We start from the raw sequence: 12636 nt of genomic DNA, 5'->3' as shown, positions 1-12636 counted from the left end.
ATGGGTGATCCTCAAAACACGTATTTTGAATGAACCTTTTAAGGCGTATAAACATTCATATCAAATACATGTTTTATTCGGGGTCCGCCCCAGGCCGCAGGAAGAGATTGCCCATGCCCGCTCCACTTTCCGACCAGACCATCGCTCTCATCAAGGCCACGGTGCCCGCGCTTGAACGGCACGGGCTGGCCATCACCCGCCGGATGTATGAACGGATGTTCCGCAATCCGGCGATCGCCGAGCTGTTCAACCAGTCGCACCAGGATGGCGCGGGCGCGCAGCCGAAGGCGCTGGCCGGCGCTGTGCTGGCCTATGCGCGACATATCGACGATCTTGCGCCGCTGGCCGGCGCGGTCGAGCGGATCGCGCAGAAGCATGTCGCGCTGAACATCCTGCCCGAGCATTATCCGCATGTGGCGACCGCGCTGTTGGCGGCCATCGGCGATGTGCTGGGCGATGCCGCGACCGACGAGATCCTCGCCGCCTGGGGCGAGGCGTACTGGTTTCTCGCCGAGCTGCTGATCGGCCGCGAGGCCACGATCTACCGCGATCTCGCCGCCGCACCCGGCGGCTGGAACGGCTGGCGGGATTTCGTGGTCGAGGATGTCGTGGAAGAGAGCAGCGTCATCCGCTCCTTCACCCTGGTGCCGGATGATGGCGGGCCCGTGCTGCGGCACCGCCCGGGCCAGTATCTCGGCTTCGCCTTCGACGTGCCGGGCATCGGCGCGCAGCGGCGCAATTATTCGATCTCCTGCGCGCCGAACGACCGCACCTATCGCATCACCGTCAAGCGCGAGGAGATGGGGCGGATTTCCAACTGGCTGCACGACCATGCGCGGCCTGGCACCATGCTGCGGGTGGCGGCACCGGCGGGGGATTTTTTCCTCGATGCCGCGTCGGCTTCGCCGGTCGCCCTGGTCAGCGGCGGCGTTGGCCTCACGCCGATGATCAGCATGCTTGAGACCATCGCGGCGACATCGCCCGCGCGGCCGACCTTCTGGGTGCATGGCGCGCTGAACGGCCGTGTCCATGCGATGCGCGAGCATGTCCGCGCGCTGGAGGCGCGGGCGCCGGGCGTTTCCACCGCGACATTTTACGCCGAGCCCATGCAAGAGGACCGGCCGGGCATTGATTATGACCACGAGGGCCTCGTCACCGCCGCCTTCCTGCACGCGCATGTGCCGGCGGACACGGTCTTTCACGTCTGCGGACCGAAGCCCTTCATGCGCGCGGTGATCGGCGGGCTCGCCGGGCTGGGCGTGCCGGAAGAGCGGCTGCGCTTCGAGTTCTTCGGCCCGGCGGACGAACATCCGGCCGCGGTGTTCCAGACGGAAACAGCCTGAGCCGGGCAGTCTCGCTGCCTCTTGTGCCGCCCGGATGCGCGTTGCAGGATGCGCCCGGGCGGCAACGATCCGCCCCATCATGGAGGAAACGAAGATGGCCGGATCACTGCGCGCCGAGATTCCCGTCACCGAACTGCTGAAGGACGATCCGAAGAACTGGGGGCGCTGGGGGCCGGACGACGAGGTCGGCGGCCTGAACTTTCTCACCAGCGAGGAGGTGCTGCGCGGCGTTCAATCCGTGAAGCAGGGCAAGACCTTCACCCTGCAGATCCAGATGTGCCACCCGAAGGGCGATCCGGTCTGGCCCGGCCGCAAGGACCCGGTGCGGATCAACGTGATGGACAAGGGCCATTACATGTGCGGCAAGGGCCCGGTGTTTCCCGGCCATGCCGAATATGCCGACGACGTGCTGTTCATGTATCTGCAGGGTTCGACGCAGTATGACGCGCTCGGCCATGTCTGGTGCGACGACACGCTCTACAACGGCTATGACGCGCGCACCACGGCGGGCGGCATGACCAAGGCCAGCGTGCTGCCGATCGCCGAGCGCGGCATCGTCGGGCGCGGCATCCTGATCGACATGGCCCGCCATCGCGGCAAGCCCTGGCTGGAACGCGCCGAGACCTTCTCCCATGAGGACCTGATGGCGGCGGCCGAGAAACAGGGCGCGAAGATCGAGAAGCACGACATCCTGATCATCCGCACCGGCTGGATCGGCTCCTACTACAAGCGCGAGAAGGACGAATTCTACAAGGATTTCATGGAGCCGGGCCTGACCTATTCGAAGGAGCTGGTGAAGTGGTTCCACGAGATGGAGATCCCCAATCTCGTCACCGACACGATCGCTAACGAGATCACCGCCGACCCGGTCTCCGGCGTGGTCCTGCCGCTGCACAACGCGCTGATGCGCAATCTCGGCGTCACCTTCACCGAGATCGCTGCCCTCGATGACCTCGCCGAGGATTGCGCGAAGGACGGGCAGTGGACCTTCCTCTACACCGCAGCCCCGCTCAAGGTGGTCAACGGCACCGGCGCGCCGGTGAACCCCGTCGTGATCAAGTAAGGACGCCTGGATGAGCATCTACGACGAGAAACCCTGGCTCGCGCTCTACGACGCGGGCCAGACTGGCGAGATCGTGCCCGATTTCACCGATGCGCTGGCGATGTTCCGCGCCGCCGTGGCGCGCGCGCCGCAAGCGCCGGCCATTCTCTATTTCGACGGCCGGATGACCTATGCCGAACTCGACCGGCAGAGCGACGGTCTGGCCGGCTATCTCGCGGCGCACGGCTTCGGCGCGGGCGACCGGCTGGCGGTCTATCTGCAGAACGTGCCGCAATTCGTCATCGCGATTCTTGGCGCCTGGAAGGCGGGGGGCATCGCAGTGGCGGTCAACCCGATGAACCGGGCGCGGGAGATTGGCATCCTGTTCGCCGACTGCACGCCGAAGGCGGTCGTCTGCCATGACACGACCTGCGAGGAGACGGTGGGCGCGCTGGAGCCGGGGTTGCGGCCGCAGATCGTGCTGACCACCTCGGCGCTCGCCTTCCAGACCCGCAACGATCCTCGCCTGTTCGCGGGGATGCAGCGCCAGGCCTGTTCTGGAACGGTCGATTTCGAGGCGGCGATCGCGGCGGGCGGGGCGCTGCCGCCCACCCCCGCCTACAAGCCGGGCGACATCGCCTTCCTCGTCTACACCTCGGGGACGACCGGCGTGCCCAAGGGGGCGATGAACACGCATGGCAACGTCACCTTCAACGCCCAGACCTATCGCGACTGGATCGGGCTGGGGGAGGGCGAGCCGATCCTCGGCATCGCGCCGCTGTTCCACATCACCGGGCTGATCGGCCATATCGCCGCCGCCTTCATCACCGCATCCCCGCTGATCCTCGCCTATCGCTTCGAGCCGGGGGTGATGCTGGACGCGATCGAGGAACACAAGGCGGCCTTTACTATCGGCGCCATCACCGCCTTCATCGCGATGATGAACCACCAGAACGCGGCCCCCGCCAAGCTCGCCTCGATGACCAAGATCTATTCCGGCGGCGCGCCGATTCCGCCCAGCGTGGTCACCGCCTTCCGCGAGACGTTCGGACACTACATCCATAACGGCTATGGGCTGACCGAAACCAACTCGCCCACGCATGTCGTGCCGCTGTCGCGCGAGGCGCCGGTCGATCCTGCCTCGGGCGCGCTGTCGATCGGGGTGCCGGCCTACAACACCATCTCCTGGATCTGCGACGATGAGGGGCGGGAACTGCCGGTGGGCGAGGTCGGCGAGATCGTCAGCCAGGGGCCGATGATCGTGCCGGGGTACTGGAACAAGCCGGACAAGACCGCCGAGGCGATCCGCAATGGCCGGTTTCATACCGGCGATGTCGGGTTCATGGACAAGGATGGCTGGTTTTATCTGGTCGACCGCAAGAAGGACATGATCAACGCCGCCGGCTACAAGGTCTGGCCGCGCGAGGTGGAGGACGTGCTCTATACCCATCCCGCGGTGCGCGAGGCGGCGGTGGTGGGTGTGGCCGACGCCTATCGCGGCGAGACGGTGAAGGCCGTGATCAGCCTGCGACCGGGCGCGAACGTGACGCAGGACGAGATCATCGCCTTCTGCAAGGAGCGGATGGCCGCCTATAAATATCCCCGCGCGGTCGAGATCATCGACGATCTGCCCAAGACCGTGACGGGCAAGATCCTGCGGCGGGAGTTGCGCGGGTAGAACGATTGGGTTGAACTACTTTAGGTAGAATAATATCATGCCGCCCTCACGCATGGGGGCGGCATGTCGGCTTCATTCGAACTTGTCGGGCCGGACGCGATTGGGCTGATCGAGGGGCTGACGACGTCGTCTCTCGCGGGCGTGCCGCCCGGCGGATTCGCGCTCGCCGGACTTGCCGCCGGGGCGGTGGCGAGCGTGACCCTCTCGGGCGCTTACGGATTTTCCGCGAGTGCCGCCGGCGGGGCGACCGTGTCTTCCGGCGGCGGCGCGATCACCATCGGCGGCAGCGCGACGCAGGTGAACGCGGCGCTGGCCAGCCTCGCGATCAGCGCCACGGCGGCCAGCACCGGGACCATCGCCATCACCGCGGCGAGCGGCGGGACGACGCTGTCCTCCACCGTGGCGGTGCGGGTATTTCCGGACTCGCCGCCCGCCTTCGTGGCGCCGCCCGCCGCACTCACCCTTGCCGCCGGGGTCGGGCAGACGCTCGGCCTTGCCATCGCCGATGATCCCGCGGCCCTGCTCGCCGGGTTCGGCCTCGGCGGCGAGACCCTCACCGTCAGCCTGATCGCCGATACGGGTGCGTTCCTGCTCGATACCGCGTCAGTTGCGGCGATCGGCGTTGCCGGCAATGGCACCGGGACGCTGGTGCTGAGCGCTGCGGCGAGCGATCTCGCCGGCCTCACCAGCGCGCTCGACGCGGTGCGCTTCGCCGCCACGGCAGCGGGCACGCTCGAATACGTGCTCCGCCAGTCCGGCGGCGTGCTGCCCGATGCGGTGACCAATGGCGGCCTGAGCATCGCCGTCACCGGCGCGGTCGCCGGCGGGAGTGCGAGCTGGGCCGGCGGCGCCGGGAACTGGCAGAGCGCGGCGGACTGGTCCGGCGGGGTGGTGCCGGGCGTGGGCACGGATGTGACGATCGGCACCGGCGCGGTGATCGGCGGCGAGGGGCTCGGCCCGGCGCTGGATGTGGCACCCGGCGCATCGGTCGGGCTCGACGGCGCATTCGGCGTCGCCACGGCGACGTTCGGCAGCGCTGCCGCGGTCGCCATCGATGGCGCGCTGTCGATCGCCGGCGGGCTTGTGCTCGATGCCGCGACGCTGGTGGTCGGCGCCTCCGGCACGCTCGATGCCGCCGGGATCACGATCGGCGCGGATGGCGCGCTCGTCGCCTTCGGCGCGCTCGCGGCCGGCGGGCTCTCGGCGTCGGGAACGGCGTTGCTGCCGGGCGGCGGCACGCTGGCCGGCGCGCTCGATCTCGCGTCCGGCGGCGTGGTGGATTTCGCCGGCACGCTGCAAGCCGACGCCGCGTCGCTCGCCACCGGGTTCGACGCCATCTCCCTCGCCGCCGGCAGCACGCTCGAAGGGGCGGGGCTGCTGGTGGCGGGCAATTTCAGCGAACCGGAAACCATTGTCGGGCCCGGCACCATTCTTGCCCCCGGCCCGACGCCGCTCGCCATCGCCGCCGGCAGCATCGGCGGCGGGGTCGATCTCGCGATCGCGCCGGGCGGCGTGCTGGAGCTGGGCACGGTCTCGCCGCTCTATGGCGTGTTCAACGCCACGCCCGTCACTGTCGGCGCCGACGCCACGATCAGCTTCGCGCCGGGGGCCAGCACGGCGCAGGACGCCACCGCCTATGCCAGCACGCTCGGCGAGCAGGGCGGGGTCCTGGTGCTCGACAGCCCGGCCGATTTCGCCGCCACCCTGGCCGGCTTCGTCCCCGGCGACCGGATCGTCCTGCCCAGTCTCACCAGCCTGTCGGTGCTCAACGTCTCGACCACCGGGTTCGAGGTCGCGGGCCTCGTCGCCGGCAACACCGCGCAGAGCGAGATCGTCACCATCCATGCCGCGATCCCCGCCGGGGTGGCGCCGGTGGTGGAGACGGACCGCGCCGGGGATCCGGTGATCGGGCTGCGCGCCGCCACGGCCGCGCTGACGCTGAACGACGTGCCGGCCGCCGGCGCCTCGATCGAGGCGGTGAGCGGCGTCGCCACGCCGCTGATCGGCCTTGGCCTGCTGGTGCCCGGCAATGGTTCGGCCGGGCTGCAACTCACCGTCAGCGCCGTTCATGGGCAGATCGCCAGCGGCGGCGGGACGGCTTCGGGCTCGCTGGTGCTGAGTGCGGCGAACGCGCTTGCGATGAACGCTGAACTTGCTGCACTCGCCTATACCGCGTCCGGCGGCGGCACCGGCGATGTGCTGAACTTCACCGGCGGCACCGGACTTGCCGGGCTGAGTGCGGCGATCGGCGTCGCCATTGCCAATGCCGGCACGCTCGATTTCTCCGGCGCCGGTGGCAGTCTGTTCAATGCCGGTTCGTCCTGGCGGGGGGGCGTGCCGCCGGCCAATGGCGATGTGGCGGTGTTTGCCAGCCATGCCGGCGCCCCGCTTCTCGTGGTGGGCCCCGGGGTTGCAGGCAGCGCCTCGGTCGGCGGTGCGTATGATTTCACCGGCACGATCGATCTGCCGGGCACCGGAACGGCTCTCGATATCGGCGCGGGCGGATTGGCGCTGTTCGATGCCGGCGCGGTGGTTTCGCTTGGCGGCGATGTGGCGGTCGGCGATGCGGCGGGGGCGGGCACGCTCGGCATCGCCGGGTCTCTCGAAGCCGCGGGAACGATCGTGGTCGCCGGCGGTGCGGCGTCCGGCTGGCTCGATGTCACCGGCAGCATCGCCGCCGCGGCGCTGGTGCTGGGGGGCGGCGCCGCCGGCACCTTCGACCTGACGGGGACGGCTGCTTTCGGCGCGGCGACGATCGATGGTTTCGGCGCGGTCACGGCGCTGGGCACGGCCGCGCTCGATTTCGGCACGTTCACGCTGGCGGGCGGCACGGTCGGGCTCGGGGGCGAAGGCAGCCTTGCCCTCGGCCCTGCCACGATCACCGCGGGCACCCTGCGGCTTGCGGATTCCAGCCGGCTATCCGGCACTGCCGGGCTCGATCTCACCGGCGGGACACTGGCGATCGGCGGGCTCGCTTCGGCATCGCTCGGCGGCGGGCTGGTGCTGGGGGCGGCGCGGTGCTCACGGTGGGCGGCGTGCTCGACGCGGGCTCCCTGCTCGATTCGGCTTCGGCCACGCTCGCGGGCGGCACAATCGCGCTGGCCGGCGCCGCGACGCTTGCCGCGGGCGCGACGCTGACCCTGGCGGAGGGCGCGCTGCGTGCCTCGGCGATCAGCCTTGCCGCCGGTGCCACGCTCACCGGGCATGGGTTGATCGGCGCGGCCGGCCCGGCCGGCCTCGTTCCCGTCGATGTCGGCGGCGTGCTGGCGGCGTCCGGCGGCACGCTGGTGGTGGGCGGCACGCTGGCCGGCGGCGCTATGATCGGCGCCGGCGCAGCACTTGATCTGGTGGGGCCGGCCGCCGGCGGCAGCATCGCCTTCGCCGGCGCAAACGGTATTCTTGCGCTCGGCGATGTCGCGGCGATGACCGATCCGGTAGTGAACATGGCGGCCGGCGACGCGATCGACCTGATCGGCGTCGCGCCATCGCTGGTCAGCGATGCGAGCGGCACGCTCACGGTCGGCGGGCAGGGCGGATTCGGCCTTGCGGAGGCGGCGGCGCAGGCGGCGATCGCGATCGGGGCGGACGGGGTTGGCGGCACCTATGTCACGGTTGGCGGCGCCATGCCCTGCTTTGCCCGCGGCACGAGGCTGCTGACGCCGGACGGATACCGGCCGGTCGAGACGCTGCGGCCCAGCCAGCGGCTGGTGACCGAGAGCGGCGCGACGGAGCCGATTGTCTGGATCGGCTGGCGGACGATCGATCTCTCGCGCGACGAGGCGGCCGCATTGCTGCACCCGGTCGTCATCACGCCGGGCGCTTTCGCTCCCCTCACGCCAACCCGCCAGGTGACGCTTTCACCCTTGCACGCCGTTTTCGCGGAAGGTGTGCTGGTGCCGGCGATGCTGCTGGTGAACGGCGCAACCGTGCGGCGGGATTGCGCCCGGTTCGCCGTGACCTATTACCATGTGGAACTCGCCCGCCACGCGGTGATCCGGGCGGATAACCTGCCGTGCGAGACCTATCGCGACGACGGCAACCGCGACAGGTTCGCGATGGCGCTCGGCGCGCCGGGGGCGTCGGTGGCGTCCTGCTGCCCGGTCGTCACCTCCGGCGCGGCGTTGCGCTCGGTTCGGGCGAAGCTGCACAGCCGTGCCATCGCGCTCGGATATCAGATCGTGCATGGCGCCGAGGTGGACGCGCTGGCCGGCGATGCGCCGCCGATCCAGCCGCGGCGGCGGCGCGGGCGTCTCGATTTCAGCCTGCCGGCGCCGGTTTCGCGGCTGGTGCTGCGTGCCCGCGCGACGCCGCCCGCCTATACTGACCCGGCATCCGAGGATCGCCGCTGCCTCGGCATTTGCACGGGAGGGGTTGTTGCCAACGGCGTGCGCTTGCCAGCCTGGCACGGCGCAGGCTGGTACAGCCCGGACGAGGGGGATCGCGGCATGTGGAGTGGCGGGACCGCCGAGCTGGTGTTCGCCCGCCCGGCGCGCCGGATCACCCTCGATCTTGTGGGCAGCGTGCCGCGCTGGGTGCGGAACCCGGCGATGCTCGCGCTCTGACGCGGCGGATTTGACAAGAGACCGCGATGTCAATAAGCGCACCGTCACGGCCGGGAACGTGGACGCACCTGCGGGGTGCGCGCCCGTTCTGTCGCGCATGCGCGGCAGAACCTACCGGTGCAACATCAGCGGCATGTCCGCGTCAACAAGAAGGAGTGCGGCACGCATGACCAAGCGTACCGAGAGCAAGTACAAGATCAACCGCCGCCTCGGCGTCAATCTCTGGGGGCGGCCGAAATCCCCGATCAACAAGCGCGAATACGGCCCCGGCCAGCACGGCCAGCGCCGCAAGAAGCCGTCCGATTTCGGCGTGCAGCTGATGGCGAAGCAGAAGCTTCGCGGCTATTACGGCAATATCAGCGAGAAGCAGTTCTACAAGTATTACGAGGAGGCGGTGCGCCGCCGGGGCGACACCTCGGAGAATCTGATCGAGCTGCTCGAGCGCCGGCTCGATGCGGTGGTCTATCGCATGAAGTTCGCGATCACCCCGTTCGCCGCGCGTCAGTTCGTCAGCCACGGCCACGTTCTGGTCAATGGCCGCCGCGTCAACATCTCGTCGTATCAGGTGCGTGACGGCGATGTCGTCGAGGTGCGCGAGAAGTCGAAGCAGCTCGCCATGGTGCTCGACTCGGTGCAGAGCGCCGAGCGCGACGTTCCTGAATATATCGAGGTCGATCACCGCGCGATGAAGGGCACCTTCGCCCGCGCGCCGAAGCTGGCCGACGTTCCCTATCCCGTGCAGATGGAACCGAACCTGGTCGTCGAGTTCTACTCGCGCTGAGCCTGCTTCCGGTTCGACGTCATGGGGCCTATATCCGGATCGGGTATGGGCCCCGTTTCGTTTCGGTCCGCCGTTTGTTTTTGGCCAAGGAGAGGCGACATGAACACGACGAAGCGCATCATCGGCCTGGCTCTCGCGCTGGCCTTGGCGGGAACGCTCTCCGGCTGCGGGATTTTCGGATCGGGCGGATCGGCCGGGCCGGGCCGGGCGACCATCGCCATTCCGCAGCAGGGGCGCTGACCGCCCGCCACCGCGCCGTGGCGCGGGACGGGTGGCTGAGCGCCGTGGCGCGGAGGGCGGCTGAGCGCTGCGGCGCGGACGGGCGGCTAAGGCCCTATTCGGCAGGCGGGAAGGCGCCGGCGCGGACCTCTTCGGCGTAGGCGCCGATCGCCTCGCGGACCACCCGGGCGCCATCGACATAGACCTTGGCGAAGCCGGGCACATAGCCGCCGGTCAGGCCCAGAACGTCGTGCATCACAAGGATCTGCGCGTCGGTCCCGTTGCCGGCGCCGATGCCGATGGTGGGCACGCGGACGCGTTTGGTGATTTCGGCGCCGAGCCCGGCCGGGATTGCCTCCATCAGCACCATCCGCGCGCCGGCCTCGGCGAGCGCGCCGGCCTCCTCAATCATCCGCGCCGCCGCGTCCTCGGTCTTGCCCTGCTTGCGGAAGCCGCCGAGCTGGCGGACATGCTGCGGCGTCAGGCCGATATGCGCGCAGACCGGCACGGCGCGGGCGGACAGGAACCCGACGGTCTCGACCATCGCCGCACCGCCTTCGAGCTTGATGATGTCGGCGCCCGCCTTGAGCAGCTGGGCGGCGCTGGCGAAGGCCTGGGTTGGGCCGGTCTCGAAACTGCCGAAAGGCAGGTCGGCCATGATCAGGCAGGAGGGCGCGCCGCGCGCGACCATGCCGGTGTGATAGACCATCTGCTCCAGCGTGACCCGCAGCGTGTCGCGCTCGCCCTGGACCGTCATGCCGAGGGAATCACCGATCAGGATGCCGTCGATCCCGGCGGCCTCGGCGAGCTTCGCGAAGGGATAGTCATAGGCGGTGATCAGGGCGCGGCGCTCGCCGTTGCGCTTCGCGCGTTCCCATGATCCGATCGATTTCCGGTCGGCCTTGCGATCTGCCGTTTCCATCGTCCTGCCTTTCTGTGCCGGGACCTGCCCGCGCGTCACGAGGCTTCGGCAATCAGCCGCTCGCCATCCGCCGTCACCTCGCGCAACGTACCGCTCGACACGTCGAAATAGAAGCCATAGACGCCGAGTTGGCCGGCTTCGTGCGCCTCGGCGATCCAGGGAAGGTCATGAGGTTTTCGAGCGAGACCCGCACGCTCTCGATCTCGGCGCGGCGGGCGCCTCGACCGGATCGTCGGCGAAGCGGGCGGCGCGCTTGCGGGCCGGCTCGGCGATCCGCACCCAGTTCGCCACGAAATCGCGCGCCTCGGGCGGCGGCTCGTGCAGCAGCGCCGCGATGCCGCCGCAGGAGGAATGGCCGATCACCGCGATGCGCCGAACCCGCAGCACCCGCACGGCGAATTCGAGCGCCGCCGAGGTGCCGTGATTGGCGGTGTCCGGCGCGTAAGGGGGCACGAGATTGGCGATGTTGCGCACGGTGAAGACATCGCCGGGCGCGCAGTCGAAGATCATCTCCGGGGTCACCCGGGAATCGCAGCAGCCGATGGCGAGCGTATGCGGCTTCTGCCCGTCGCGCGCCAGCGCCTCCAGGGTTTCCCGCTGCGACGGCCAGCGTCCGTTGCGGAACCGCCGATATCCGGCCAGCAGCTCATCCATCTCGGCTCCTTATCCAGTGTCCCGAAGCTGAAAACCACCGGGTTTCACGCTCAGGATGGACACTCTGAAAACTCGGCGTCGCGGCGGCCTGCCCGTCCCTGGGATTCACCCACGAATTGAAGGCGCGGGACGCCGTCTCCTCTGTCGATTAACACCCATGCCGCGATGCGGCAAACCTTGTCTCATTCCGTGAACCGCCTGGCCTGAGGCGACGCCACCCCTTGCCGCGATGCGGCGGCGGCGCATACTCTGCCACGCAAGCTTCACAGGTGATCCATGCCCGATACCCATGCCGAGCGTCTTGCCCCGCAACTGACCGAATGGCGCCGCTACCTGCACCAGCACCCCGAACTCTCGTTGCAGGAGCAGAATACCGCGGCGTTCGTCTGCGAACGGCTCAGCGAGCTCGGGATTCCATTCGAGGCGGGGATCGGCGGGCATGGCGTCGTCGCCACGCTGCGGCGCGGCGGCAACCGCAGCGTCGGCCTGCGGGCGGACATGGATGCGCTGCCGATCACCGAGGCGACGGGCCTGCCCTATGCCTCGAAAACCCCCGGCGTGATGCATGCCTGCGGGCATGACGGGCATACCACCTCGCTGCTCGGCGCGGCGATGCTGCTGCGCGACGACCCGGACTGGTCGGGCACCGTGCATTTCGTGTTCCAGCCCGCCGAGGAAGGCTTCGGCGGCGCGCTGGCGATGATGGAGGACGGGCTGTTCCGCCGGTTCCCGATGGAGCGCATCTTCGGCTATCACAACTGGCCTGGCCTGGAAGCTGGCGCGATCATGATCCATGACGGGCCGATGATGGCGCAGGGCGAGCGCCTTGGCATCACCATCCACGGCCATGCCGGCCATGCGGCCATGCCGCATCTGACCGCCGATCCGGTGGTCTGCGCGGCGCAGATCATCGTCGCGTTGCAATCGGTCGTCGCGCGCAGCGTCAATCCGCTCGACGCCGCGGTGGTGTCGATCTGCGGGCTGCGGGGGGCCGAGGCCGACAACCAGGTGCCCGACACGGTGACGCTGCGCGGCACGGTGCGCGCCCTGCTGCCCGAGGTGTTCGACAGCGTCGCCGCGCGAATTCGCGAGATCGTCGGGCACACCGCCGCCGCGATGGGGTGCCGCGGCGAGGTGACCTTCGAGCGACGGCTCGCCGCGACCATCAACCACAAGGACGAGGCGGCAATGGGCCGGCGCGTGGCGCAGGAGCGTGGGATGCCGGTTCTCGCCGGCCTGCCGCCGACCATGGCGAGCGAGGATTTCGGCTGGTTCCTGCAGGACATTCCCGGCGCCTATGCCTGGATCGGCAATGGCCCTGCCGACCAGGGCGCGTTCCTGCACAATCAGAACTACGATTTCAACGACGCGATCCTGCCGGTTGCCGCCGGCTATCTCGCGGGCGTGGCGAAAGCGGCGCTGGCCGGCTGAACGG

10 protein-coding genes are annotated in these 12636 nt (G+C 69.3%); 8 read left to right on the top strand and 2 right to left on the bottom strand.

Annotated elements, in window-relative coordinates:
• Positions 1–113 precede the first annotated feature (113 nt).
• The 7 genes from hmpA to ACIDOCELLA78_RS000000106210 all read left to right on the top strand — a co-directional run bounded on the left by hmpA (position 114) and on the right by ACIDOCELLA78_RS000000106210 (position 9646).
• The gene (hmpA, locus tag ACIDOCELLA78_RS000000106240; RefSeq protein ID WP_201728854.1) at positions 114–1343 is read left to right on the top strand and encodes an NO-inducible flavohemoprotein; all 1230 of its coding nucleotides are present in this window, start codon (positions 114–116) and stop codon (positions 1341–1343) included.
• 94 nt (positions 1344–1437) lie between these two features.
• Entirely contained in the window at positions 1438–2406 is a 969-nt protein-coding gene (locus ACIDOCELLA78_RS000000106235; protein ID WP_201728853.1) for a cyclase family protein, read from the top strand.
• Positions 2407–2416: 10 nt separating this feature from the next.
• Positions 2417–4063, top strand: a complete 1647-nt coding sequence (locus tag ACIDOCELLA78_RS000000106230; RefSeq protein ID WP_201728852.1) for a class I adenylate-forming enzyme family protein — start codon at positions 2417–2419, stop codon at positions 4061–4063.
• 63 nt (positions 4064–4126) lie between these two features.
• A complete protein-coding gene (locus tag ACIDOCELLA78_RS000000106225; RefSeq protein ID WP_249675911.1) occupies positions 4127–7201 on the top strand; it encodes a hypothetical protein in 3075 nt (1024 codons plus the stop codon).
• Positions 7099–8625: a Hint domain-containing protein gene (locus ACIDOCELLA78_RS000000106220; protein ID WP_249675909.1), complete on the top strand. Its 1527-nt coding sequence runs from the start codon at positions 7099–7101 to the stop codon at positions 8623–8625. Before ACIDOCELLA78_RS000000106225 ends, ACIDOCELLA78_RS000000106220 begins: the two co-directional genes overlap by 103 nt.
• A gap of 166 nt (positions 8626–8791) precedes the next feature.
• A complete protein-coding gene (rpsD, locus tag ACIDOCELLA78_RS000000106215) occupies positions 8792–9406 on the top strand; it encodes a 30S ribosomal protein S4 (protein ID WP_007423933.1) in 615 nt (204 codons plus the stop codon).
• A gap of 99 nt (positions 9407–9505) precedes the next feature.
• Positions 9506–9646, top strand: coding sequence for a hypothetical protein (locus ACIDOCELLA78_RS000000106210; protein WP_201728851.1), 141 nt, complete (start codon positions 9506–9508; stop codon positions 9644–9646).
• A 94-nt stretch (positions 9647–9740) separates the two neighbouring features.
• Here the strand turns inward: ACIDOCELLA78_RS000000106210 and panB are convergent, their stop codons facing one another.
• Entirely contained in the window at positions 9741–10547 is an 807-nt protein-coding gene (gene panB / locus ACIDOCELLA78_RS000000106205; RefSeq protein WP_201728850.1) for a 3-methyl-2-oxobutanoate hydroxymethyltransferase, read from the bottom strand.
• 165 nt (positions 10548–10712) lie between these two features.
• Positions 10713–11201 (bottom strand): carbonic anhydrase, encoded by a 489-nt coding sequence (locus ACIDOCELLA78_RS000000106200; RefSeq protein ID WP_249675906.1) that lies wholly within the window; start codon positions 11199–11201, stop codon positions 10713–10715.
• 276 nt (positions 11202–11477) lie between these two features.
• On the opposite strand from ACIDOCELLA78_RS000000106200, the gene ACIDOCELLA78_RS000000106195 reads away from it, so the two are divergent.
• Positions 11478–12632 carry a M20 aminoacylase family protein gene (locus ACIDOCELLA78_RS000000106195; RefSeq protein ID WP_201728849.1) on the top strand — a complete coding sequence of 385 codons (1155 nt, stop codon included), beginning with the start codon at positions 11478–11480 and terminating at the stop codon, positions 12630–12632.
• Positions 12633–12636: the final 4 nt, after the last annotated feature.

Source organism: Acidocella sp. C78, assembly GCF_907164655.1.
Note: the sequence above shows the minus strand (reverse complement) of the source record. Positions and strands in the feature narration are given on the sequence as shown.

Excerpts from the sequence above, each read along its gene's own strand:
- ACIDOCELLA78_RS000000106230 (WP_201728852.1), top strand. The coding sequence starts at position 2,417 with ATGAGCATCTACGACGAGAAACCCTGGCTCGCGCTCTACGACGCGGGC.
- hmpA (WP_201728854.1), top strand. The coding sequence starts at position 114 with ATGCCCGCTCCACTTTCCGACCAGACCATCGCTCTCATCAAGGCCACG.
- panB (WP_201728850.1), bottom strand. The coding sequence starts at position 10,547 with ATGGAAACGGCAGATCGCAAGGCCGACCGGAAATCGATCGGATCATGG.
- ACIDOCELLA78_RS000000106210 (WP_201728851.1), top strand. The coding sequence starts at position 9,506 with ATGAACACGACGAAGCGCATCATCGGCCTGGCTCTCGCGCTGGCCTTG.
- ACIDOCELLA78_RS000000106235 (WP_201728853.1), top strand. The coding sequence starts at position 1,438 with ATGGCCGGATCACTGCGCGCCGAGATTCCCGTCACCGAACTGCTGAAG.
- ACIDOCELLA78_RS000000106200 (WP_249675906.1), bottom strand. The coding sequence starts at position 11,201 with ATGGATGAGCTGCTGGCCGGATATCGGCGGTTCCGCAACGGACGCTGG.
- ACIDOCELLA78_RS000000106195 (WP_201728849.1), top strand. The coding sequence starts at position 11,478 with ATGCCCGATACCCATGCCGAGCGTCTTGCCCCGCAACTGACCGAATGG.
- rpsD (WP_007423933.1), top strand. The coding sequence starts at position 8,792 with ATGACCAAGCGTACCGAGAGCAAGTACAAGATCAACCGCCGCCTCGGC.
- ACIDOCELLA78_RS000000106225 (WP_249675911.1), top strand. The coding sequence starts at position 4,127 with ATGTCGGCTTCATTCGAACTTGTCGGGCCGGACGCGATTGGGCTGATC.